The organism is Geobacter psychrophilus (assembly GCF_056821595.1).
On the sequence record NZ_JBXDTU010000004.1, the window covers coordinates 1,885,556 to 1,910,198 of the forward strand.

23 protein-coding genes are annotated in these 24,643 nt (G+C 55.6%); 13 read left to right on the forward strand and 10 right to left on the reverse strand.

Annotation, left to right across the window (positions count from 1 at the left end; all coding sequences use genetic code 11):
- Positions 1 to 145: 145 nt before the first annotated feature.
- Positions 146 to 724, forward strand: a complete 579-nt coding sequence (locus ACOCF6_RS11160) for a HEAT repeat domain-containing protein (RefSeq protein ID WP_482460453.1) — start codon at positions 146 to 148, stop codon at positions 722 to 724.
- A gap of 98 nt (positions 725 to 822) precedes the next feature.
- Here the strand turns inward: ACOCF6_RS11160 and ACOCF6_RS11165 are convergent, their stop codons facing one another.
- Positions 823 to 2,220 carry an HD-GYP domain-containing protein gene (locus ACOCF6_RS11165; protein WP_482460454.1) on the reverse strand — a complete coding sequence of 466 codons (1,398 nt, stop codon included), beginning with the start codon at positions 2,218 to 2,220 and terminating at the stop codon, positions 823 to 825.
- Positions 2,207 to 3,817, reverse strand: coding sequence for a HEAT repeat domain-containing protein (locus tag ACOCF6_RS11170; protein ID WP_482460455.1), 1,611 nt, complete (start codon positions 3,815 to 3,817; stop codon positions 2,207 to 2,209). The genes ACOCF6_RS11165 and ACOCF6_RS11170 overlap by 14 nt, the downstream gene beginning before the upstream one ends.
- Before the next feature lie 148 nt (positions 3,818 to 3,965).
- Between ACOCF6_RS11170 and radA the strand changes: the two genes are divergently transcribed.
- The 5 genes from radA (at position 3,966) to ACOCF6_RS11195 (ending at position 8,240) form a co-directional block, all read left to right on the forward strand.
- On the forward strand, positions 3,966 to 5,318 hold the full coding sequence (gene radA, locus ACOCF6_RS11175; RefSeq protein ID WP_482460456.1) for a DNA repair protein RadA: 1,353 nt from the start codon (positions 3,966 to 3,968) through the stop codon (positions 5,316 to 5,318).
- A gap of 79 nt (positions 5,319 to 5,397) precedes the next feature.
- Positions 5,398 to 5,754 carry an RNA polymerase-binding protein DksA gene (gene dksA, locus ACOCF6_RS11180; protein ID WP_482460457.1) on the forward strand — a complete coding sequence of 119 codons (357 nt, stop codon included), beginning with the start codon at positions 5,398 to 5,400 and terminating at the stop codon, positions 5,752 to 5,754.
- A 41-nt stretch (positions 5,755 to 5,795) separates the two neighbouring features.
- Positions 5,796 to 7,175, forward strand: coding sequence for an ATP-binding protein (locus ACOCF6_RS11185; RefSeq protein WP_482460458.1), 1,380 nt, complete (start codon positions 5,796 to 5,798; stop codon positions 7,173 to 7,175).
- Positions 7,176 to 7,206: 31 nt separating this feature from the next.
- Positions 7,207 to 7,911: a zf-TFIIB domain-containing protein gene (locus ACOCF6_RS11190; protein WP_482460459.1), complete on the forward strand. Its 705-nt coding sequence runs from the start codon at positions 7,207 to 7,209 to the stop codon at positions 7,909 to 7,911.
- 20 nt (positions 7,912 to 7,931) lie between these two features.
- A complete protein-coding gene (locus ACOCF6_RS11195; RefSeq protein WP_482460460.1) occupies positions 7,932 to 8,240 on the forward strand; it encodes an MTH1187 family thiamine-binding protein in 309 nt (102 codons plus the stop codon).
- Positions 8,241 to 8,318: 78 nt separating this feature from the next.
- On the opposite strand, the gene ACOCF6_RS11200 is transcribed toward ACOCF6_RS11195, so the two are convergent.
- Together ACOCF6_RS11200 and ACOCF6_RS11205 are read right to left on the reverse strand one after the other, a co-directional pair.
- The gene (locus ACOCF6_RS11200) at positions 8,319 to 8,699 is read right to left on the reverse strand and encodes a type II toxin-antitoxin system PemK/MazF family toxin (RefSeq protein WP_482460461.1); all 381 of its coding nucleotides are present in this window, start codon (positions 8,697 to 8,699) and stop codon (positions 8,319 to 8,321) included.
- Positions 8,692 to 8,928 (reverse strand): antitoxin, encoded by a 237-nt coding sequence (locus ACOCF6_RS11205; protein ID WP_482460462.1) that lies wholly within the window; start codon positions 8,926 to 8,928, stop codon positions 8,692 to 8,694. The genes ACOCF6_RS11200 and ACOCF6_RS11205 overlap by 8 nt, the downstream gene beginning before the upstream one ends.
- A gap of 164 nt (positions 8,929 to 9,092) precedes the next feature.
- Here ACOCF6_RS11205 and ACOCF6_RS11210 point away from each other — a divergent pair, with 164 nt between their 5' ends.
- The 6 genes from ACOCF6_RS11210 (at position 9,093) to ACOCF6_RS11235 (ending at position 15,122) form a co-directional block, all read left to right on the forward strand.
- Complete coding sequence (locus ACOCF6_RS11210; RefSeq protein WP_482460463.1) at positions 9,093 to 9,680, forward strand: OmpA family protein; 588 nt, start codon at positions 9,093 to 9,095, stop codon at positions 9,678 to 9,680.
- Positions 9,681 to 9,687: 7 nt separating this feature from the next.
- Entirely contained in the window at positions 9,688 to 10,569 is an 882-nt protein-coding gene (locus tag ACOCF6_RS11215; protein WP_482463334.1) for an ATP-binding protein, read from the forward strand.
- 74 nt (positions 10,570 to 10,643) lie between these two features.
- Positions 10,644 to 12,089, forward strand: a complete 1,446-nt coding sequence (locus ACOCF6_RS11220; RefSeq protein ID WP_482460464.1) for a glyceraldehyde-3-phosphate dehydrogenase — start codon at positions 10,644 to 10,646, stop codon at positions 12,087 to 12,089.
- 9 nt (positions 12,090 to 12,098) lie between these two features.
- A complete protein-coding gene (locus ACOCF6_RS11225; protein WP_482460465.1) occupies positions 12,099 to 12,392 on the forward strand; it encodes a hypothetical protein in 294 nt (97 codons plus the stop codon).
- A gap of 82 nt (positions 12,393 to 12,474) precedes the next feature.
- Entirely contained in the window at positions 12,475 to 12,747 is a 273-nt protein-coding gene (locus ACOCF6_RS11230) for a cytochrome c7 (protein ID WP_482460466.1), read from the forward strand.
- 239 nt (positions 12,748 to 12,986) lie between these two features.
- Positions 12,987 to 15,122, forward strand: coding sequence for a putative bifunctional diguanylate cyclase/phosphodiesterase (locus ACOCF6_RS11235; protein WP_482460467.1), 2,136 nt, complete (start codon positions 12,987 to 12,989; stop codon positions 15,120 to 15,122).
- Between the two features lie 47 nt (positions 15,123 to 15,169).
- On the opposite strand, the gene ACOCF6_RS11240 is transcribed toward ACOCF6_RS11235, so the two are convergent.
- Complete coding sequence (locus tag ACOCF6_RS11240; RefSeq protein WP_482460468.1) at positions 15,170 to 15,412, reverse strand: hypothetical protein; 243 nt, start codon at positions 15,410 to 15,412, stop codon at positions 15,170 to 15,172.
- 365 nt (positions 15,413 to 15,777) lie between these two features.
- Between ACOCF6_RS11240 and ACOCF6_RS11245 the strand changes: the two genes are divergently transcribed.
- The gene (locus ACOCF6_RS11245) at positions 15,778 to 16,986 is read left to right on the forward strand and encodes a fibronectin type III domain-containing protein (RefSeq protein ID WP_482460469.1); all 1,209 of its coding nucleotides are present in this window, start codon (positions 15,778 to 15,780) and stop codon (positions 16,984 to 16,986) included.
- An 86-nt stretch (positions 16,987 to 17,072) separates the two neighbouring features.
- On the opposite strand, the gene ACOCF6_RS11250 is transcribed toward ACOCF6_RS11245, so the two are convergent.
- The 5 genes from ACOCF6_RS11250 to ACOCF6_RS11270 form a co-directional block, all read right to left on the reverse strand.
- Positions 17,073 to 19,889 carry a GPMC system transcriptional regulator gene (locus ACOCF6_RS11250; RefSeq protein ID WP_482460470.1) on the reverse strand — a complete coding sequence of 939 codons (2,817 nt, stop codon included), beginning with the start codon at positions 19,887 to 19,889 and terminating at the stop codon, positions 17,073 to 17,075.
- A gap of 199 nt (positions 19,890 to 20,088) precedes the next feature.
- On the reverse strand, positions 20,089 to 21,930 hold the full coding sequence (locus ACOCF6_RS11255) for a TIGR04442 family protein (protein ID WP_482460471.1): 1,842 nt from the start codon (positions 21,928 to 21,930) through the stop codon (positions 20,089 to 20,091).
- Positions 21,923 to 22,714, reverse strand: coding sequence for a GPMC system MBL fold metallohydrolase (locus ACOCF6_RS11260; RefSeq protein ID WP_482460472.1), 792 nt, complete (start codon positions 22,712 to 22,714; stop codon positions 21,923 to 21,925). Before ACOCF6_RS11260 ends, ACOCF6_RS11255 begins: the two co-directional genes overlap by 8 nt.
- A gap of 120 nt (positions 22,715 to 22,834) precedes the next feature.
- On the reverse strand, positions 22,835 to 24,091 hold the full coding sequence (locus ACOCF6_RS11265) for an Nramp family divalent metal transporter (RefSeq protein WP_482460473.1): 1,257 nt from the start codon (positions 24,089 to 24,091) through the stop codon (positions 22,835 to 22,837).
- Positions 24,092 to 24,106: 15 nt separating this feature from the next.
- Positions 24,107 to 24,637, reverse strand: coding sequence for a gamma carbonic anhydrase family protein (locus tag ACOCF6_RS11270; protein ID WP_482460474.1), 531 nt, complete (start codon positions 24,635 to 24,637; stop codon positions 24,107 to 24,109).
- Positions 24,638 to 24,643: the final 6 nt, after the last annotated feature.

Here is a 24,643-nt window from a genome sequence, read left to right on the forward strand (position 1 = left end):
AGCTGCACATCTTCACGACGACGCTGTCGCGCGTTCAATTCATGACCAGTTTTGTCGTGTACTATAACAAACCGCAAAACGCTATTCAAGCCACAAATAATCATGGTTGTCTGAAATCAGACGATCTGCTACAAGTATATGTATCATGAAAGAATTGATCCGTCAGAGAATTGATCTGCTGAAACCGCTCTTGAAAGATGCCGACCCGGAGGTGCGTGCCGCCGCGGCCCGCTCCATAGAGCAGCTTGAGGTTTCCTGCGACATCAACGAGATCCTGCACGCGCTTAAAAGCGGTAACACGGGCACACGGATTTCGGCAATCCATGCGTTGGGAGAGATCGGCGATGAAAGGGTGATTGCACCGTTGGCCTACTGTGCCGGCCGCCCCGAAGCCGACATCCGCTCCGCTGCCGTGGAAACATTGGGACGATTGGCCAAACCCTCTACACTGCCGGTGCTGCTGGAACGTCTCGATGACCAGAATACGGCCATTCAGGCCAGGGCTATCACCGCCTTGGGCAATTTTCCGGCCTCAACCACACTGCGTGAGCGCCTGCGCCCTTTTCTGAAGGCATCCAATGGTGACCTGGAGGCAGAAGCCGCCCTGGCTCTGGCCCGACTGGGCGACCTTGCTTCAACGGACGACATCATCGCCCTTTTGTCTTCAGCTCACGCATCAACCCGCAAAGCCGCTGCTACTGCCCTGAACCTGCTGCCGTTCTAAGCCGTCTGAATATAATAACTGTTACATATTTCAAGGAAAAACGGCATAAGGAGCCGTAACGAAACAACAAGGATGTAACAGTTACTTCGTAACGGCTCCTAATAATTCCCGCTGGCGACAAACTTGCCTACATCAATATTTTTCAGCAGAGGATCAACAACCGCCACAACAGAGGCATAGCGCGAGCCACTCTGTTCAACCAGCGACTGTTCCCGGGGAACCCTGAGTCGTGATCCATCACCCTCGATCAGGATCCTGACCATCGGCGCCTCATCATCCAGCGGATTGGGACGATAGACAACCGCCACCTCATTGGTGTCCAGCCGGACCAGGGTCCCTACCGGATATTTTCCCATCATCTCGACAAATGTAGCCACCAGGTCACGATCCAGATAGGTGCCTGCAATTGTCTGCATTTCGGTCAAAGCCGCTCGGGGATTGACCGGGTGCTGATAGACCCGCAGGGTGGTAATGGCGTCATAGGTATCTGCAATGGCAACGATGTCGATCAGTTCGTTAAAGGGCAGCTTCTGGGCCCATTCCGGATAGCCGCTGCGGTTGTAGTGCAGATGATGCCCCAGCACAATCTGCGCAATATAGGGGTCCAGCCCCTCCATTTCTCGAATGATCTTGGCTCCCAGCTCAGGGTGCCGTTTCATCTCGTCAAACTCGGCACTGGACAGCTTGCCCGGCTTGTTGAGGATCAGCTTGGGAATCATGGTCTTGCCGATGTCGTGCAACTGGCCGGCAATACCCAGTGATTTTACGGACATGACATCCAGGCCGCGTGCGGCACCCAACGACATGGCCAGCACCCCCACATTGACGCAGTGGTTGAAGGTATAGTTGTCATAATCCTTGATCATCGTCAGACCCAGCAGGGTGGAGGGATCCTGCATGGTAATGCCGACCATCCGGTCAACGACCCGGAGAACCGGGGCGCTGTTGGGGATGCGTCCACGCTCGATGTCGCGGCAGATCCCCCGGATTGCGGTCAGCGCCTGGCCATAGGTGGCCAGGAAATCCCCGTTATCCTCAAAATCGTTCGCATTTTCATCCTGAGGACTATCGAAGACTTCCTCACCCTGCTGCACCAGCCGAATGTGGGTAATACCCTCCTGCAGCATCTGGTCGCGGAGTGCTCCGAAAGCGGTACCCTTGACCGAGAACAGCCGCACAAAACACTGCAGTTCATCAAAGGTAAAACCGGCCGTCATGACGACCCGGCCGACATCCTTCTCCAGCATGCGGTTTGTCAGGTCGGCAATTGCGGTCGAAGGGGTTATGAACAGGTGCTCATCGAAAAACATGACGCCATCGATGATCCCCCAGGAAACCTCCGACACCCGCCCGAGCGCGGCGCCCAGGATCTTGTCCAGCTCCAGCAACGGCTGATAAATAGCGGGATGCGAGGCGGGATAAAAGGCCATGCCCTTGACCGCACCGGAAAAGAGGGTGATCATCCTCAGGGCTCCCTGATTATCAAGCGACTCCATGCTGCTCCCCCCCTGCACGTTCTATGGTTTCAACCGCCTCTGCGCAGGCCCGGCCCAACTCCCCCGGGTCAGAGGCCCTGTTCTTCAGCACAGGCAGTGCCCGGCTGTCACCAAGCCGCGCCAGACAGCCGGCAATGGCGATCTTTAACTGTTTCCAGCGCCCGGGTACAACAATGTGCCCCTTTGAGAGGATATCGACCAGGATCGGCACCACCTGGCGATCACCGATCATGGCAATGGCGCCCAGAGCGTCAATCTTGAGCAACAGGTGCTTGAGAAAGAGATCATGGCTGCAGACAATCCGCATCAGATCCACCAGGGCATTCCTGCTCTTCAAGCCGCCCAGCGATGCGATCACCTGCGGAAACAGCGAAGGGTCATTTCCGCGCAGCACCTCAATGATAGCGGTTTCAGCGTCCCTTCCCCCTATTTTGGCCAGGCTGCGGATGGCCTCCTTACAGACACGCAGGTCGGAATGCAGCAGACACTTCTGCAGCGCAGGCACCGCTTCGTGCGTGCCGATGTCCCCCAGGATTGCTGACAGGTTGCGGACAATATACCAACGCGTGTCGCCCATCATCTCCAGCAGTGAGGGAACCGCCGGTTCTCCCAGGCATACCAGCAGGGTGCTGAGTGTTTTACGCACGGCCAGGTTATCGATTATCCCGATCTTTTCCACCATCAGAAAGACCGCCCGCGGTCCGGCTGCCGTCAGAATCGCCAGGGCAGCCTCGTGTGAAAGGGAATTGGCCTGATCCATGCCTTCTAGCAGAAACCCAAGAAATTCATCACCGGAGGCCAGTTGCTCCAGCCCGTAACGGGCGGTTTTCCGCAGGCCTTCCCCGCGACCGGGATCATTGGCCTGATCGGTCAGCAACTCCACCAACGGGAACAGGGCGGCCAGTTCATGGCGCGCCTTGAGCGCATCGGTACAATCGACCGCCTGGCGGACAAGCAACAGATACAGATCATCATCCGCCGCTGCGATCAATCTCCCGAGCAGCACTTGCAGCTGGTTAACGGGATTGTGCGCATCCTCGAATACAACCGTTTCTTCCGGATCAGCAACAGCTTCCAGACACGGACCGTTTTCTATTTCGTCCAGAGCCTGGGGGGAGTTTCCCGCGAACTCCACACCTCGCCGCCTGCCATGGATAACAGAGAGGTCGAATTCGTTGACCCAGATGGTCCGGATACCATGCTCCAGCATCAGTTTATCCATACCACCGGATTTCTGAACGACTTCGGGGGTGATCGTGAGAAGCCTCAGGAGATCAAGCAGATCCTCCTGACGCAGGTCATACAGAAAGGTGATGTTACGGACCCTGCGGATAAAAAGTTCGTAGGACAGGCTGGATGACATGCGGGTGGAGTCCTTGAGGACTTCGCCATCAGGAAAGCTGAAATCTGTCCGGCCGCTGTTCAGGGAAAGGTTGTTACCGTCCAGCAGGCTCAGCATGGCGACATGGGCCTGCTGGATGCTTGTCTTTCGGACGGGGTGCCCTTTGGGATAGAACTTCCACGCCCGCAATGCCCTGTTGATGCTACCAAGGGCATCCAGGGCCTCTTGGAGTGCGGGTGGACGATAGAAATCCATTGTCATTCCTTGTGCAATAAGAGTGCAAAGTGTAATAATATACAGAAAATCGTCTTTGTCAAACCTTAAGCCGGTCAACAACCGGCCAACAGCGGCCGCTCGGCGGCAATGACGCTTTCCATTCCACAGATTTCCGTCGGGAGCACTCGTGAAACATAAAACCATCTTCGCCTGCCAGAAATGCGGCAGCCAATCACCAAAATGGCTGGGTAAATGCCCGGATTGCGGCGCATGGAACAGCATGGCCGAGGAAGCCGTTGTCAAGGCGCTTCATGGTACCTCACCCGCTTCACACACCCGGCCGATTCCGATCTGCGATGTGCCGGCCCAGTCCGAAACCCGGGTTGTCAGCGGAATCGGCGAGCTCGACCGGGTGTTGGGGGGCGGCATCGTACCCGGCTCACTGGTACTGATCGGCGGCGACCCGGGCATCGGCAAATCAACCCTGCTGCTGCAGGCCATGCTCAACCTGGCGGCCAGTGTCGGGCCGGTGCTGTATGTTTCCGGCGAAGAATCGGCCTCCCAGACCCGTCTGCGCGGCGAACGCCTGGGGGTATCACACAAGGGATTGCTGGTTCTGGCGGAGAATTCGCTGGAGGCGATCCTGGCCCATGCCGCCTCATTAAAACCGGGGGTCATGGTCGTTGACTCGATCCAGACCGTCTGGACCTCGGCGCTGGAGTCTGCCCCCGGCAGTGTCAGCCAGGTCCGCGAGTCAGCCGGCAAGCTGATGCTGCTGGCCAAAGGGAGCAACATCCCGATCTTTATTGTCGGCCATGTCACCAAAGACGGCTCCATTGCCGGTCCGAGGGTCCTCGAACATATGGTCGATACGGTGCTCTATTTCGAAGGGGACGGTAGCCATCCCTTCCGCATCCTGCGGGCGGTCAAGAACCGTTTCGGCTCTACCAACGAAATCGGGGTCTTCGAGATGAAACAGGAAGGGCTGTGCGGTGTCGCCAACCCGTCGGAGCTGTTCCTGTCCGAGCGTCCCCTGGGGGTGTCAGGCTCGGTGGTTACCACCTCCCTGGAGGGGAGCCGCCCCCTGCTGGTAGAGCTGCAGGCACTGGTAACCTCCTCGTCCTACGGTGTTCCGCGACGCACGACCATCGGGGTGGACCATAACCGTTTGGCGCTGCTGGTGGCGGTCCTGGAAAAGAAGGTCGGTCTGCACCTGGCAGGCCAGGACATCTTCCTCAATGCTGCCGGCGGGGTGCGTCTCAACGAGCCGGCCGCCGACCTGGCCATGATCATGGCGGTGGCTTCCAGCCATCTGGACAAGGCCATTGACCCTCAAACCGTTGTGCTGGGTGAGGTCGGGCTGGCGGGCGAGGTGCGGGCCGTCACCCAACCGGAGCTGCGCATCGCCGAGGCTGAAAAACTGGGATTCAGTACCTGCATCATCCCGTCCGGGAGCATAAAGCGCCTCAAAAAGGGCGCCATCAAGGTTGAAGGAGTGGCCTCGGTTCAGGATGCCATGCAGCTGCTCTTTGATCGTTAATGTCCGAACTGGATTTTTTGCTGGACTTGCAGCAGCGTAACCTTTAAAATCTGAACATTTAATGACTCAGGAGCAGGTTATGGACGCTGAAAAACTTGAATATTTCAGGAATGTACTGGCTGAAGAGATGAAAACCCTCATCAGCGACGCGGGCAAAACCGTCACGGAAATGACTTCTGACTCATCCAATTTTCCCGACCCGACAGACCGCGCTACCCAGGAATCGGACCGCAATTTCGAATTGCGTATCCGCGACCGCGAACGCAAACTGATCAACAAGATCAAGGATGCCATCGAACGTATCGACAGCGGTGACTTCGGCATTTGCGAAGAATGCGGAGACGAAATCAGCGAGGCGCGACTCAAGGTGCGGCCGGTTACAACGCTCTGCATCAATTGCAAGATGGAAGAGGAACAGAAAGAACGACACCCCTGATGGTATAACATCCCACTCCACCGCGTTTCAGGTGCATGTCAATGGCAGACCCCATCCCCTCCGAAAATAACGCAACCAGCAAGCAACTTACTGAACTGACGCTGCTGTATCAGTTCAGTAACACCATGTTGTCCACCATTCACATCAACAAGCTGTCACACCTTATCCTGACCGCACTCACGTCCGGTCGTTCGCTGCTCTTCGGCCGGGCCATGCTGTTCCTGCGCAACGAAAAGTCGGGTGTGCTCCAGGGTATGCTCGGCGTTCAGCATGAATCAGCCAACGGTCTGCAAATCATCGGCGGCGATGACACGCTCAGCAGCCGGTGGGATATCAGCGAAGAGGTGATCACCCACCAGCGTTCCACTGAATTCTGTTCCCTGGTCAGATCCACCCGGATTGACATCGACAATGATTGCCCGGTGATCAAGAAGGTCATTATCGAGCAGCGACTGTGTCTCATAGAGGATGCGGGCTGCCATGAATGCAACACCTGTAGCTTTATCAAGCACCTCGGGGCGGTCTCCTTTGCAGCGGCACCGCTGGTTGCCAGGGAGCAATCGTTCGGCATCATCGTTGTGGACAACCCGCAATCCGGCCGGCCGATCAGCCGCGATGACCTCCATTTTTTACAGCTGTTTGCCAATCAGGCCGGCATGGCAATAGAAAATTCCATGCTCTACAACCGCATCGAGAATGCCCACTCCAACCTGCGGGACGCCCGCGAACGCCTGATTCATGGTGAACGCCTGGCTGCCATCGGCGAAATGGCAGCCAACGTGGCTCATGAGCTGAAAAACCCGCTCATCACCATCGGAGGTTTTGCCGGGCGTATTCTGAAAAGCCTGCCCGCTGCTACGCGTGAACATGGCTATGCCGATACGATCGTCAAAGAGGTCAGCCGCCTCGAAGCCATGTTGACCGACATCCTGGCGTTCTCCCGCAAACCGACCATCTGCTACAGCGCCTGTGATCTCGGCGAGATTCTGCGGGACTGTTTCATCTGCAGCGCCACAACCCTGGAAGACCAATGCATCCGACTCACTTCAAACCTGGCGGATGATCACTATCCTCTGTTAGGCGACCCCTACCAGCTCAAGCAGGTCTTTTTCAACCTGATACTGAATGCCAGCGAAGCCATGCCGAATGGTGGCAGTATCACTGTGCAGGTAGAGCGCCTGACATCAGGCAGACCAACGGTTCAGATCAGCGTCAGCGACTCGGGCGGCGGGATACCGGCAGAGATGCTGCCGCAGATATTCAATCCGTTTTTCACCACCAAACGCCATGGTACCGGGCTCGGCCTGGCTATCGTCAACCGCATTCTGCTGAATCACAACGGCTCTATCAAGGCGGCCAATGCCGGTTCCGGTGCGATCTTTACCGTGACCCTGCCACTGGCGGCGGAGACTGTCGCGTAATACATCAGACGCCTGAACCATAGGAGGCACCATGGCTAATTGCTCCAACTGTTCAGCACCCCTCCCTGCAAATTCGATCATCTGTGAATACTGCAAAACCCGAAACGATACCGATCTCAAAGGGGTTCACCACTACACAACCCACGAGATTGAGTCGGCCCGCACCTGCCCGCGATGTTCCATCAGCCTGAGAACCATTGATCTCAAGATAAACGGCAGATTTCTGATTGAACGCTGCGACCAATGCCTGGGACTCTTTTTTGACCCGGCAGAACTGGAAGCGCTGCTGGAGGCTACTGTCTCCAATGTTTTTGATATCAACAGAAGCAGGCTCGATGATATCAACAACCATCTGAGCCCTGCAAACAACCCTGTTACCTACATCAAATGCCCGGTCTGCTCCAAAATGATGAACCGTGTCAACTTCGGCACAAAAAGCGGTGTCATTGTTGACCGCTGCAGGGATCACGGCGTATGGCTGGATGGCGGTGAACTCCGCCACCTGTTTGAATGGATGAAGGCCGGGGGTAAACTCCTCAGCCAGGAGAGAGATGAGCAGCTGCGCAAAGAAAAAGAACGGGAGGTGGAGCGGGAGAAACGCGCAGCAGTTCCAAATGGGTGCGCACCGTCCGATTATTCCGGCTTCGAGGAATACGGCGGAACACTGAGAAATGCCGACCCGGATCTGTTCGAGACGGTATTCAAAGCCATTCGCTGGTTCGTCCGCACGATCTGAATGCTAGAGGAGAAGCGCATATGAAGGTACTGGTAGACCTGTGTATCGTCCCGATTGGAGTGGGCGTTTCGCTCTCGGCATATATTGCCGCCTGCGAAAAGGTATTGACGGCCGCGGGCCTGAAGACCGCCCTGCATTCCTACGGCACCAATATCGAGGGAGAATGGGAGACGGTGTTTGCGGCGATCAAGCGCTGCCATGAGGTTGTTCATGAAATGGGGGCGCCACGCATTACAACAACCATCAAGCTGGGCACACGGACTGACCGCAGCCAGACCATGGAAGACAAGGTAACCAGCGTAAGGAACAAGCTGCAGGGGGTGCTATGACCGACCCGATCAGAGGTTTTTCGCGGAAGACAAACGGCACTGCATGGACAAAGGCTGACCACCTGGGTTTTTCCTGCATTACTCCTCCTGCTTAACCGGGCTGAGGCCTCCCGGCATATCCTCGATTCCGAGCTGCAGGCAGAGCGCTTTATCGACCTGGCTCATGATTGATTTATTGATAAATCCAAGTCGGTCACCTGTCACGGTGGCCTTGTCGATCGTAATCAGGATATGAGAACTGATTTTGGCATCCTTGCCGAGTCCGTTGTCCGCAGCCGGCAGGAATGTCTCGAAATCATAGATCTTTTCCAGACTGGTAAAACTCAGGGGAATAATGGTAACTACCGGTGAATACTCGTTACTGATATTGTTGCTCACCACCAGGCAGGGACAAACTTCCGGCTCCAGCGCTTCGGCATGGGGCAGATTGACCGCATAGATACCGCCACGTTTAAACATCCCGTTTCTCCGTTACCGCAGATTCAAATTTTTTGAGCACCTCTTTCGTTTCCTGCGCAGTTGACTGATAGCCTTCAATCAGACCTTTATAGGCCTTCTTTTTGACCTCATCGAGTTTTTCCCGGGCCGCTTCCTCCAAGAACTGGCTCAAGCCCCGCTGTCCGTACAGGGCCTTGATATCATCGACAATCGGGGTGGGCAGCGTGATATTCAAGCGTGTATTCGGCATGTATAACTCCGGAGGATCTGGTATCTGTACAGAACTTATTTAGGTGCTTTATAATTTTATTGACGCAAACAACCTAATACCATATATCTTTCTCATGTGTTACTGTTATTAACAGCATATATTCATTTTATACCATTACTTTTACATCGAAAGGAGCTGAGAGCATGAAAACAACAACACCGATACATCTGCTGTTGATTGCTGTCGTGCTGTCTGTTACGGGCTGCGCACAGAATGCGGTTGTGAATAAAGGGGATGGCGGCGTTCAGGCCGATCCGCACAATAATGCCGCCCAGAGAAAAGATACGCCATCACCGTCCACAACAACCGCGACAATGACACCTTCCGGCTCGGAGGGAAGGACCATACAGCCGGCAGCAGCCGTTACCTCCTCAGAATTCCAGCAGAATACAGCCGCACAGAAATCGGCCCTTGCAAGCGTTTATTTTGGATTCGACTCCAATACCCTGACAACCGAATCCAGGGATATTCTGCAGGCAAATTACCATCTGCTTGGAAGCAAACCCGCCATCCAGATAGAAGGTCACTGTGATGAACGGGGATCCGCTGAATACAACCTGGCTCTCGGCGAACAAAGAGCCAAGGCAGCCCAGAACTATCTGGTGACCCTCGGGTATCCGGCCAGGAAAGTGACCACCATCAGCTACGGCAAGGAACGTCCGGCAGACCATGGTCATGACGAAGCCGCCTGGGCCAAAAACCGTCGCGATGAGTTCAAAATTGTCAAATAAGACCTGTATGGATCCGGCTCTGTGCGAGCAGTTGAAAAGCGTCCTTGACGCCGTTTCAATACTGCTGCCGCAACGGGTGAGCAAGATCTACTGGAGAGAGTGCCATGCCGCCAACTGGCGCAGACACTCCTTTGCCGGCTACCTGGACCCGGTGCCGGAAATCGAGGGGATCCACCTCGATGATCTGCTCGGCATTGAACAGCAGAAAAAACTGCTGGTGCAGAATACCGAGCAGTTCCTCAACAAATTTCCCGCCAACAATATCCTTCTCTGGGGTACTCGGGGCACCGGCAAATCCTCTGTCGTCCGTGCACTGCTCAATCGTTATGCACCGGAAGGGCTCAGGATTATCCAGGTCGACAAGGAAGACCTGGTTCACCTGCCAGCAATCGTTGATTCGATCAAGCATGAACCGTACCGCTTCATAATCTTTTCTGACGATGTCTCGTTTGAAGTCGGCGAACTGGGCTACAAGATGCTCAAAAGCGCTCTGGATGGATCCGTGTATGCCCCTCCTGAAAACACGAGAATCTATGTCACATCCAATCGCCGCCATCTCATGCCGGAGTACGAGACGGACAATCGGGGTGCGATGCTGGTCAACAACGAAATCCATCACGGAGAGGCGGTTGAAGAAAAGATCTCGCTTTCCGGCCGCTTCGGACTTTGGATCGGATTCCATCCCTTCTCACAGGAGCAGTATGTCGGGATTGTCCGGCAGTGGGTCATCAAACTCTCCGAGCAATTCAATGTTGCTCCCGAATGGAACGACAGCGCGGAAAAAGCCGCCATTGAGTGGGCCTACTGCAAAGGCGACAACAGTGGCCGCATCGCGTATCAGTTTGCCACGGACTGGGTCGGATCGGCCTTGATCCGGCAAAGGAGATGATGATTCGAAGTGCCGCATTACTCAGGAAAACAGTTAACTTATCAGGATGGTAAACATATAAGGAGAGAGCGATTATGAACTCGTCAAAACAGGATATTCATCTGAAGGAATGGCAGCACCAGGAGGAATTGGCTGAGCGCATGCTCCCCATGATCGGTCATCTGTACCGGGATAACAATGTTGTCACCACCGTTTATGGTCGATCACTGGTCCACAATACTGCCATCGATCTGCTCAAGGCACACCGTTTTGCACGTCAGATTCTTGATGCTGAGCTCTCCGTCAAGGAAACCTTTCCCCTGCTGGAAGCGATCAGCACACTCAATCTGGCGCCGGCCCGAATTGACCTGGGCAAGCTGACCAACCTGTACCAAACCAAGGGCACCGGCCGTTCCGTAACGGAGTTTGTGCAGCAGGAGCTTGCTACCTTTTTGACCGGGCGCGGTTCAGTGCTGACCGAACCACAGGATATTGTGCTCTACGGTTTCGGCCGGATCGGTCGTCTGCTGGCCCGTATCCTGATCGAAAAAGCCGGCAGCGGAGAAAAATTGCGGCTCAGGGCAGCCGTCGTGCGCAAGGGGGGTGCCGATGATCTGGTCAAGCGGGCCAGCCTGTTGCGCCGCGATTCCATCCATGGCCCCTTCGACGGCATTATTACCGTTGATGAAGAGGAAAATGCCATCATTGCCAACGGCAACATGATCCGCATCATCTATTCCGATGCGCCCGAGTCGGTCAATTACGAACAATACGGCATCCACAACGCCATTCTTATCGACAACACCGGCAAGTGGCGCGATCGTGACGGCCTGGGCCGTCATCTGAAATCCCCCGGAATCTCCAAGGTTATCCTGACCGCACCGGGCAAGGGGGATATCCCCAATGTTGTGGCCGGCGTCAACAATGAGTTGATAACGAAAACAGAGCAGATCTTTTCGGCAGCCAGCTGCACCACCAATGCCATTGTCCCGTTCATGAAGGCCATCAATGACCGTTTCGGCATCGTACACGGCCACATGGAGACCTGCCACTCCTACACCAACGACCAGAACCTGATCGACAATTATCACAAGGCCTCGCGGCGTGGGCGCAGCGCCCCGTTGAACATGGTCATTACAGAGACCGGCGCCGCCAAGGCAGTGGCCAAGGTCATCCCGGACCTGAACGGCAAACTGACCGGGAACGCCATCCGGGTGCCGACCCCCAACGTATCACTGGCAATTCTCAATCTGGAACTGGCACAACCGGTCTCGGTCGAGGAGATCAATAGCTATCTGCGGGGCATTTCACTGAATTCACCCTTGCAGAACCAGATCGATTACACCAACTCCCCTGAGGTGGTTTCCAGTGACTTTGTCGGTTCACGCCATGCCGGCATCGTTGATTCACTGGCCACCATTGCCGAAGGAAACCGCTGCGTGCTCTACGTCTGGTATGACAATGAATTCGGCTATAGCTGCCAGGTTGTCAGGATGGTGCAAAAAATGGCCGGTGTCGAGCTCCCTGTCCTGCCTGAATGAGGGGGGGCCATGAAGTATTACCTCGTAACAGATGACTCGATTACCTGTATCGATCAGTGTCATGTGCTTACCAGATTCCCCTTTGTCCACCCGGACGAAGGGGACCTGGACCGTACCAGTGAAGACGACCTTGAAATCTGGCGCTCTCTGGCCGCCGGCACGTCTGTTGTCGTTGCCGCCAACGATGCTGCAGAAGCGATCAGGTTGTCAGCGAAAAGCAGGGGTTCAAACCGCACACTCGAAAACATATACTGCATGAAGTGCGACTGCCATCACCGGGTCATCAGTTCTGCTGAATATTAATGTTGCTTTGACGTATGAATGTATAGAGTACGATTGGTTCAACACTGCCTGACAAGGCACAGCTCATCACAAGGAGACGACTATGAAGAAAACCGTTATTACCCTGCTTGCCCTGGTTGCCTTTTCCGGGACCGCACTTGCTGCCGACGTTATTGAACTGCCCGCATCCATGGGCAAGGTATCGTTTCCGCACAAGAAGCATCAGGAGATGCTGAAGGACTGCAAGAAATGCCATGAGAAAGGTCCGGGCAAGATCGCCGCACTGGGTAAAGAGTGGGCTCACAAAACCTGCAAGGGCTGTCATACCGACATGAAAAAAGGCCCCACCAGCTGCAAGGATTGCCATAAAAAGTAACCGGTTTATTACTCTCAAGCAACCCGTTGGATCTGCCCTCCGGGTACAACCGCCATGGAATCCGCAGATGAGATCGTACAAGAAGGGCGCTGGAAACAGCGCCCTTCGTTCGTCTTTGCCAATCGGCTAAAATTAGTGGTATTTATAAAAGCCTTCTGATAAAAACGATTTCACAGTGCCGATGCACTGATTGCCTGTTTTCTTTACAGATCATTTTATTTCGTCATGGGACTCAAATCATGCCAGAACCTGCGAAAGCTGCCGGAAACCCGGTTATCCTGATTGTCGACGATGACCTCCTGATGCGGGTCATGCTCCAGGACGCCCTCTCAACAGCCGGTTTTGAAACAATCCTGGCTGGGGACGGCGATTCAGCGCTGCGCAGTTTCACGACCACGCGACCGGATCTGGTTCTGCTCGATATGATCATGCCGGGTAAGGATGGTTGTGAGACCTGCCGCGACATTCGCTCCCTCCCTGATGGCGGGTATATCCCGATCATGATGGTCACCAGCCTGGACAATGCCGATGCAATTCATCGTGCCTTCAATGCCGGTGCCACCGATTTCATTGCCAAACCGCTCAATCCGGAACTTCTGGTGCATCGTGTGCGCTACATGCTGCGGGCCAGCCAGAACGTGATCAAGCTGGCCGAAAATCACGCGCGGCTTGAAATGCTCAAGGTAGCCGTCGATAACCTGCCAATCGGCATAACCTTCAGCAACGTGGACGGTATCATCATTTACTCCAACCCTGCTGAAGCCCGGATGCATGGGTTTGAGGTCCATGAACTTATCGGAAAAGAGGCCCGCAAATTCTCGACCAGTGACCGGAGCAGGCCTGTAACTGCCGAGCAACTGAAAGAACTGGGGGTCTGGAGTCGCGAAAGCGTCAATGTCAGGAAGAACGGCGAGGAGTTTCCGGCCCACCTGACATCAATTTCCGTACGTGACAGCGAGGCACACTATCTTGGGATCATCACCACCTGCGAGGATATCTCGTACCGGAAAGTCGCCGAGCAAAAGATCCACCAGCTGGCCTATTATGACATCGTAACAGGGTTGCCCAACCGCGGCATGTTTCTTGAGCGGCTGCACCAGTCCATGGCCCAGGCACAACGCGACCGGGACAAGGTCAACCTGATTTTCCTTGATCTGGACAATTTCAAGGATGTAAATGATACGCAGGGACATGATGTCGGCGACAAACTGCTTCGAGCCGTTGCCGAGCGTCTGGCGGCCTGTATGCGGGAATCGGATGTTCTGGCACGGCTCGGCGGGGATGAATTCGTGGTCGTGTGCCCCTCTGTGGCCACTCAGGATTGCGTGGCAACGGTTATCCAGCGGATTATGGCCATATTTACCGAGCCCTTCGAAATTGAAGGACTGCAGCTCTACACCAGTGCCAGTATCGGCATCTCAGTCTATCCGGATGACAGCCAGGATGCCTCAACCCTGTTTCGCTGCGCAGACACGGCCATGTATCAGGCCAAAAATGACGGGAGAGCCCAATTCCGGTTTTTCTCGGCAGAACTGAACCAGAAAATCGCCCAACGGGTCGCGCTTGAAAGCAGCCTGCGCAAGGGGCTTGAACGCCAGGAGTTCTTCCTGCATTATCAGCCGCTGTGGGATTTGAAGACTTCCAAAATGGCCGGCATTGAGGTGCTGTTGCGCTGGCAAAGCTCCGATTACGGCTTGATGCAGCCATCAACATTTATTTCACTGCTGGAGGATTCCGGCCTGATCAACAGTGTCGGTGAATGGGTGCTGCGCACCGCCTGCCTTCAGATGCGCGAATGGAACAGGGTCGAGCAGCATGCGCTGAAGATGGCGGTAAATATCTCAGGCAAGCAGCTGAAGCATCCCAAATTCCTTGAAATGCTGACAACGATTATCCAGGAGACGGGCATTGATCCTACGAACCTTGAACTGGAGTTCACCGAAAGCGTCATCATGGACAATGTGGAAAATACCGTCGAGATCTTCCGCAGGCTTAAAGAGATGGGGATTCAGCTCAGTATCGATGATTTCGGCACCGGCTACTCCTCACTTAATTATCTGAAGCATTTTCCGGTGGACCGGATCAAGATCGACCGATCGTTTGTAACCGATGTCAGCCATAACTCAAGCGATGCAGCGATCATTGAAGCCATCGTCTCCATGGCCCAAAGCCTGAGTCTGCGGGTGGTTGCCGAGGGTGTTGAAAACAGCGATCAGCTGCATAGTCTGGCCGAACTGGGGTGTGACGAGGTTCAGGGCTTTTATCTGGCCATGCCGATGCAGGCCGAGTCACTGGCTGAAAAACTGGGGACAAAACATGGGAAACAGACCGGGAAACTTGCGGTGACGGAATGGTTTGACAAGCGTACGGTGTAAAAGGACAACGAGCATTGGATGCCACCGCCTGTTCACAGCGTACCGCTTCAGATCGGCCAGGCTTCCTTCACCAAATCGATAAGGCCGGGATAGTCTTGCACAATGTCACTGAACATATTTGGTGATTCCTCCAGATATCCGGCAAATGAAGGGCCGTTTTCCAGGAACAGTTCGAACGTGCTGCATTTTCCTATGAACGTCCTTTTGCCGGGATATTCCACCAGCTTACCGAGAGCGCTATAGCGCCGGTAGAGGTCATTCTTGTTCATTTTCAATTCCGGGTATTTCATGCCGCCCCCCTGTGGTTCATCAAACATTCGAAATGCATTTCAGGCATACTGATCTCGCAGATATTTTGAAAGTTTCTTTCATAATACATTTATAAAATATATGCAATTTGCCATTTTATTATTCCGTTCAGCCCCGTCACAATTCACCATATGTAGCGGTTATGTTAGACTTGACGGATTCTGCTGACGGCTTTCCTTCCACGACGTCCGCCCTCGTCTTATTTTCCTCCGCACATCCAGACAGTTGCACGCGTTACACCTCCAGGCCTTCTCTGGCACGTTAGTTGCCCATTACCTCCTTGCTAAACTCACGCACAGTTCAATGTTCAACAACGAACATGGGACTACTTTTCAAAGGAGATGTAATGAAAAAACTGATCAACAGATCATGGGCCGCCGTAATTGTTCTTTCCCTGATGACGCTCGGACTTATGCTTGCCGGTTGCGGAGTTGATGAAAACATCCAAACAGCGCCCGCCACGACTGCTTCCGCCGCTCCCGCCGCTCCTGTAGCCAGCGCCGCAGGGGGGTTCAGCCAGGTGACAGTTTCCTGGAATGCCGTCAGTAATGCAACATCGTACAATATCTACTGGGGCACAAGCACTGGGGTAACTCCACTCACGGGGACCAGGATAAGCAATGCCGTTTCCCCATCCGTGCAGACTGGATTGAGTGTCACCCCCGCCAGCTATTTCTATGTTGTCACAGCGGTCAACAGCGTCGGTGAAAGCACACCCTCAGCGCAAGTCTCGGCAACCACGACAAGCGCTCCGGCCATCCCCGCCGCGCCGACCAGCGTCACTTCAGCCGGCGGCCTCAACCAGGTAACAGTTTCCTGGAATGCCGTCAGCGGGGCAACATCCTACAATATCTACTGGGCACCAGCTTCGGGAGTGACCACGATCTTAGGAACCAAAATTGCCAATGTCACTTCTGCATATGTTCATACGGGACGGACTGCTGCGACAACGTATTACTACATTGTCACGGCTGTTAACAGCGCTGGCGAAAGTGTTGCATCTGCGCAGGTTTCGGCAGCCGCGACCAGCGTACCGGTCGCACCGACCGCTCCAACCGGCGTTAGCGGCATCGGCGGCGCCAATCAGCTGAGCATCTCCTGGACAGCGGTTTCCGGCGCAGCCTCGTATAACGTATATTACTCAACGGTCAGTGGCGTCACAATAGGCAACGGCATCAAAATCACCAACACCAGCAATCCCGCAGTCCGGACCGGCCTTGCCGCTGGCACCACATACTACTTCATCGTCACGGCAGTAAACAGCGCCGGTGAGGGTGCCGCTTCAACCCAGGCCAGCGCCGCTACAAATCCAACAGCACCCCCTGCGTGCGGGAGCTGCCATGCCATTCCTCCTGCGACAGGCCAACATGATTTCCATGTGAATTCGCAAGGCATAAGTTGTTCATCATGCCACGGCACAGGCTACAGCGCCACGACAGTGAATGCGGCAACCCATAGTAACGGCGTCGTGAACGTGAATAGCACCATGGGGTGGAGCACGGCGACGAGAACCTGTGGATCGCCCGGCTGCCATGGAGGCGGCAGATCGTGGTAACGGTTTGATTCCCGGTAACACCGAATAATATCAGCAAAATAAAGGGACCCCAGCTAGCGGGGCCCCTTTTGTATTTTTCTGCTACCTCACAACTTCACGGTCTTGTATAAAAAATTCTTGAATTTGAACAACCTGCGCTGTTCCTCGTCGCTATCCACCCCATCACCAAGGGCCTTGAGGTAGCGGGCCACCGCGGGCATGGTCTTGCCGGCCTGCCCGCGGGCCTTCTCAATCACTGTCCGGACGGTCTCGCGTGAGATATTACTGTGTGAGAACGGTTCGTAAACCTCTTTCCAGAAATCACCTCCGGCCTGGATCCGCTCGATGATATCGCCAGCCAGCCGCTCATCCAGGTTGCGCACGGCCGGCAGCTGGGCGGCCGGCTCACCCGAGCCCGTACCGGCGATGGCCATGCGGATGGAATCGGCGTTGATGATGTTCTTGGTCCGGAAGAACAGCGCCCGCAGCAGAATGCTGCGCAGTTCGCGGATATTGCCCTTGTAGCTGTGCCGCATGAGCACATCCTTGGCCTCTGATGTCAGGGCCGGCGGTTTCTCGGCCGGTTCATCCTCGCCGCGATAGGTGCGATAGAGCTTGCCCAGGAAGTGCACCGAAAGATCGGGAATATCCTCGCGACGCTCGTTGAGCGACGGCAGGCGGATGGAGAGTTCTGACAAGCGGTGGTACAGGTCCTCACGGAAGCGTCCCGCGGCGATCTCCTCCTGCAGGTTCTTGTTGGTTGCTGCCACCAGCAGCACCCGGCTGTAGCGTTCCGTATTATCTCCCAGGCGCATGAAGCCGCCATTGTCAAGAAAGCGCAGCAGCTGCACCTGGGTTTTGGGGTCCGCGTCGCCAATCTCGTCCAGAAAAACGATCCCCCCGCGGGTCTCTTCCAGAATGCCGCGCCGGTCGCTGTAGGCCCCGGTAAAGGCCCCTTTCTTATGGCCGAACAGCTCGGAATAGGTCAGATCTCCGGCATAGGCGGCTATATTGCTCTTCTTGACCGGCAGTTCGCCGCCCGGGTTGATGTCCCGGCGATAGAACTCATTGAGCTTGTTGTAGAGGTTGTTGAAAAAGAACTCCTTGCCCGACCCGGTCTGGCCGGTCACAAGGATCGAGGGCAGCCCGATGGTGGCTTCCTGCAGGACACTGCGGCTCCAGTACACGATCCGGTTGAAGAGCGGCGGCGATACGGTGTTGATGAAATCGATCACTTCCTGTGATTTTGGGCTGTTGCCGATGATATTGCCCAAACGGTAGGAGGATATGTGGGGATCCTTGTAGGCGACATCGACCGTCAGCCGGTTGACCTCACCCTGCAGGCGTTCGATGCGCTGCAGGTCCGAGATGTGCCGGGCCGTCAGGGAGCCGATGATCTGCAGGATGCGGCGGTGTTCTTCACGAAAGTAGTCGTGGCGCAGGGAGTTGAGGCAGATCACGGCGATCACCTCATCGTCGCATACCACCGGCACGGCAATCTCGCTTTTCAGCAGCTCGCTCATGGAGCGATGGAAGCCGCCTGACTGCTGCTCCTCCTCGACCCGGGCAATGATCTTGGGCTGCTTGGTAGCGGCGACATAGCCGGTCAGGCTGCGCTCCTCCGGCAGCAGTTCCTCGCTGCCTACCGGAAAGGGGGGGATGTATTTCTTCAGCCATTCCTTGTTCTTGGCGCCGACAATCGTGCCGTTTTCGTCCTCCACCACCAGCCATTTCAGTCCGTCACGCTCCGTTACCATGGCAATACTGCCGGTATCGGCGCCGATCAGCTCCGTGGCCTTGGAAAGCACCTTGCTCAGAAACGGTTGCAGGCTCTCGGTACTCTCATTCAACAGCTCGGTGATCTCCGACAACACCCGGATCTCCAGGTGTTCCCCCGCTACCTCGCTGATCACCCGCTCAACCATCTCGGCATGGGTCTGCAGCAGACCCATCTCAAAATCGCTGAATCGGTACAGGTCACGGGAGAAATAATTGACCAGGCAGATAATCCTCCGCGTGGCCTGGTTATAGCGAGGGACGACATACAGCGACCGCAGGGCCATTGATTCCGTCAGGGCCCGTTTCTGCAGGCTGTGCTGGCTCAAATCCGATATAAACAGAGGCTTGAGCATGCGGTCGTCGGAAATAACCGCCTGGTCATTTATATAGCGGGAGATCAGCGAACTTCCCTTTTTCAGATCTATGGCCCCCTGCTGGTCATACAGTGACTTGAGATCCTCATCCTCGGAATAACTGGCCAGCACCTCCAGTTCACCGCCAGCGGCATCACGGGACTGGGTCGGAACAAGAACCGACGCCAGAGAGAGCTTTTCGATCAGCCCGACCGCCGATGCCACCATCATGCCGGCCGCCTCGCGGGCCTTGAGTTCTTCCAGGCGGCGGGCCAGCTGCACCTGCTGGTGGTAGATGCGCGCCTGGTCAAGCCGGTCGGCCACAAAGCCGGTAAAATCAGCCAGCAGCGATTTTCCCTGGGCGCTGATCGGCTCATCGTCCGGGTCATTGTCGATGCAGAGTACACCTATGGATTTGCCCAGACTGACCACCGGCATGATATAGCTGGCAAGGAAGCCGAAACGCTGTGCGAACTGGCTATCGGGCGTACCCGGCGCTGCGGCCGAGATCCTGAAATCAACCGGATACTGGCTGACAAATACACTGGAGACAACGGTTTCGGTGGAAATGATCGGGAAACTGACATCGCGAATCTCCTCGGCCATTGCTCCTGCAGCGTGGGCACAGGAAAGTACACCACGGGTAAGATCTTCCAGGTAGATGCGCACACGCCACCTGCCGGAGAGCAGACGGGCCCCCTCAGCCAGGGCATACAGCAACTCTTCCTGATTTTCCTTGCCGTAGGTGGCTATCTTGGTGCGAAGAACTGGGATGAGGGAATCGTTCAGCATAAATATACACTCCTGTGCAGTGTGTAGTTTTCTTACACAACAGGAGTGTAGCGGGGTAGCGGGCGGGTGTCAATGAGGGATGAAGGATGAGGGATGAATTTCATAATTCACCCTTCAACCTTCATAATTGTCAGCGAGGGATCGGTGGTGAAAGATAAGCGATGAGAGATGAAGCTACTCCCTCAACTCTCAACCGCCTTCAGCTCAGGCCTTTCCTGATCTGGTACAGCCCTTCAATATCCAGCTCGTTCTTCTCGAAGTAATCCCGCTCCAGCTCTTCGACGTAAAAGCGGTCAAGACCGGAGTTTTCGAGAAAATCCTCACGCAGCCCCACATTGCGCTCGGCGATGATCGAAGGGAGCAGTGAGTGCAGATACATGGCCTCGGTCTTGATCGTAAAGATGGCTTCATCGAAGAGATGAACAGGAATGTCGTTCTTGATGCGCTTCTTGGTTTTGAGTTCCTCGACGACTTCGTGACGAAGCGCTTCCTGGTCTGCTTTGGTGTTGAATTTGGAATAGAAGTTACGAATCCGGTCACGGACATGTTCCAGCAGGACGCTGAAGATACGCTCCTCCTGATCGATTTCCACCAGCTGGGCATTGAGTTCTTCGATGGTCCGGGTGCGGTTTTCGATAGCCACCAGACCATCCAGCAGGGTCTTCACCTTGCGTCGGCCGAAACGCCCCAGATAGGCATTCTCGAATAGTTCCCGGATGAACAGATCCACGAAACAGCCTTCCCTGAGATTGTCAAAGGCGGCCCGGTGTTCAAGCAGACCGCGCAGCATATCCTCCGTGATCCGCACGTTTTCCATGAAGGCCAGCTGGCTGATTAGGTTGGAAACGCTGTCGAAGCGGTCCAGATAGGTGATGATGTACGAGAACCCGTCCAGCAGGGCAGGATCGGCGCCGTCGCGGATCTTTTCGTCACATTCCTTGCTGGCATCCAGCAGGAGCTGGTCAAAGGAATGGTCGCGGTTCTCCATGGCCTTTTTCTTGGACCGGATCAGCGCCAGCATGTCATCGCGGTCGATCAGGCTCTCGATGTCCTTCTCGCGCAGGAAGATGCCTTGCAGGACTTCACGGGTGGCTGCGATATAATCCTGCTCGACCTGGCTGACCAGGTTACGCCCCTTTTTAAGCATCTCATCCAGGGTGTAAAACAGGGCGCCGGGGATTTTATTGCGCACCGAGAGGGTTTTCAGCCTCGTCAGGCGGGCGTTGTCCAGATGACTGATCTCGCTCTTGACATCGCAGGCCAGCAGGATGTTGCGGTACTCGTCCACAATGCGCTTGTTGGCTGGGTGGCGATACATGACATCTATCCGCATCCGCTCCTGCTGGTAGCGGTCGATATGGTTCTTTGCGGCCAGCTTCGTCAGGCTGGTAAAATCCTCATCAGCGATTTTCTTGTTGCGGAAATAGAGCTGGCGGAACAGGTCGCGGTATTCCCGGTGCTGGCGGTTGATCAGCTTGATCAGGAAAAACTGGGACTCTTGATCCTTGAGCAGCGGGAAAATCTCTGAAATCAGCTCGTCATCCCGTTCCTCGCCAACTGACTCGGTGCGTTTGATGATTTTGCCGAGGCAGCGGACCAGCTCTTCCTGCTGGTTTTTGAGTTTCCGGGAGAGCAGGTTGGAGTGAACGAAGAAGAAATAATTGCAGACCGCATTGCCTTCGAAAAAGATGTTCTGGTAGCTTTCACTGCCGGCGGTGCGGTCGCTGAAACGGACCGTGCCGGTGGATTCGTCGGCGCGGGCGCCGTACATGACCAGGCGGTTGATGATTTCCGGCTTGACCAGGTCGGAAGAGGGTTGATCCACGCCGAACATGTACTCGCAGAAATAGCCGCCATTGCCCTGGTATGAAATCCCCTCCGGCCCGATAATAAAATCGTTGCCCGGGGAGAAGATCCGCAGCTGGTCCTCATCCTGCACGATATTGAAGAAATAACGCTGGTAGGCCTCGGTGCCGGCCACCATGGCAAAATACTCGATCTGGCCGCCGGTCTGTCCATGAAGTCGGATGTCTTTATGCATTACTTCCCCCGGCTGACGCTTCTGTAACGATGGTGTCGAACGTCAACCCGTCACAGGCAAATTCATACCCCGGCGGCAGCCTGTCGCCATCGGAAAAGATCACATCATGCGTGAGATGGGTCAGCACCGTGCGCCCCGGCCGCAGGGGCGCTGTTGCTGCTATGACCGCTTCGATATTAAAATGGAACGGGTGCGGGTTCCAGCGCAATCCATCGATCACCAGCAGTTCAAGCCCCTCCAGCAGGGCCAGCGACGAGTCCGGTATTTCGCTGCAGTCGGTCAGGTAGGCAAAGTTCCCGATGCGGAAACCCAGGGCCTGCGTCAGCCCGTGCCGGAGCGGAACAGGTATGACCGTCAACCCGAACAGCTCGAACGGGCCGTCAACCTCCTGCGGATGCAGCAGCGGAGTATATCCGGAACCATCGTGTTCATGGAAAATATATCTGAACCCGGTCAGCAGGGTATCCAATGTTGTCCGGGAACCGAAACAGGGGATGATCTCCCTATGCAGGAAATGAAATCCGCGCAGATCATCGATCCCATTGACATGATCGGCGTGGGCATGGGTAAACAGGACCGCATCCACCCGCTGAATGCCTTCTCGCAGCGCCTGGAAGCGCAGATCCGTCGAGGCGTCGATCAGGATGTTGCGACCTGCGTGCTGTATCAGCAGGGAGGCCCGTGTACGTTTATCCCGCTCGTCATGTGAAGAGCAGCCCCGACAACTGCAGCCAACCATCGGAACACCGGTGGATGTCCCGCTCCCCAGAATTGTAACCTTCATCGCGTGCCTTTCCTGATGCGCGTCCATTATTACCAGAATTGCGAAGTGCAGGCAAGGCGGTTTTCTCTGCCAACAGTGGTCAAACGGCATACAACCGGACGTATTTTTAATGTTTCAGCGTTACAGCTTGAACATATCAAACAGCAGGGCGACATTCAGACCGATCACGACCAGACCCGTAATCCAGAGCACGGTCGCTCCGTAAGGCTTGTTGGCATAACCGCCCATAACCTTTTTCGAGGAGGTCAGCATGATCAGCGGGATGATGGTGAAGGGGAGCTGCAGGGAGAGGGCAATTTGGCTCCAGAGGATGCCCTGGAAGGGGTTGGAGAGCAGCATGATGGCACCCAGCGCACCGATCAGTGTGATCAGGATGCCGGTGCGGGAGTGGGGATCCGTGATGTCGAAGGGCTCGATGAAGATACCGGCAAAGACGCTGCCGCCGGCCATGGCAGCGGTGATGGAGGAGGAGAGCCCGGCAAAGAGCAGTCCCAGTGCGAACACGATTGCCGAGATTTTCCCGAAGAGCGGCTCAAGGGTGACGGAGACCTGGGGCAGCTCCGTAATGGTGATGCCCTTGGCATGAAACACGGCCGCCGCCATGATGATCATGGCGCTATTGATGGCCCAGCCGGCACCCATACCGGTCAGGGTGTCGAAAAACTCGTATTTGAGCTGTTTCTGGATAACGTCCGGACCTTGGGCGTTCCACTGGCGGCTCTGGATGACCTCGGAGTGCAGGAAGATGTTGTGCGGCATGACCACCGCCCCCAGGACACCCATGATGACCGGCATGGCACCGAGCGGAAAGCTTGGCGTCACCCAGCCGGCAAAGGTCTGGGTCCAGGAGACATCCGCAATCCAGATCTCGAAGACAAAGGCCAGTCCGATCAGGGAAACGAATCCCATGATCCATTTCTCCAGGCGTTGGTAGTTCTTGGAAAACAGCATCCAGATCGAGAAGCAGGCCGCCAGCAGGGACCCGGCGGGTAACGGCAGACCGGTCAGCATGTTCAGTCCGATGGCGGCTCCCAGCAGTTCGGCCAGAGCGGTGGCGACACAGGCGATCATGGCGCTTCCTAGCATCATGACCCGCAGCCAGGGCTTGAAGAATTTGGAGGCAGCTTCCGAGAGGCACAGACCGGTGACGATCCCCAGGTGGGCGGCGTTATGCTGGACGATGATCAGGATAATCGTGGAGAGGGTCACGACCCAGAGGAGTTTGTAGCCGAACTGGGAACCGGCTGCCACGTTGGTGACCCAGTTGCCCGGATCGATGAAGCCGACGGTGACAAAGAAACCGGGGCCGATATAGCGGAAGAGTTCCAGCGAGGCCAGGCGCGAGGCCTGACGGCCGATGTGGGAGAACCAGTTCATGACTGGATGGTGAAGCTATTTGTCATTAATGTATTGCAGGGCATATTTGACATAGTTGCCGGCTGATTTCTGCAGCCAGGCCACTTCGTCCGGCGTCAGGTCACGCTTGTACTTGGCCGGGGCGCCGACCCACAAGGTATGGGGGGGGACGATCGTGCCTTCGGTGACCAGGGCCCGGGCGCCCACCAGGGCGCCAGCGCCGACCACGGCCTTGTCCATGACCATGGCCTGCATGCCGATGAAACAGCCGTTTTCCAGAGTGCAGCCGTGCAGGGTGACACTGTGGCCGACCGTGACATCGTCGCCGATGATCAGCGGCGCGCCCGGGTCGTCGGCATGCTTCTTGTGGGTGACATGCAGCATGGAAAGGTCCTGCACATTGCTGCGGGCGCCGATACGGATGTGGTTGACATCGCCGCGGGCCACGCAGTTGTACCAGATGCTGGACTGGGGGCCCATCTCCACATCGCCGATGATCACGGCGGTTTCGGCCACAAAGGCGCTTTCATCAATCTTGGGCTGCATGCCCTGAAATGATCTGATCACAAGGAC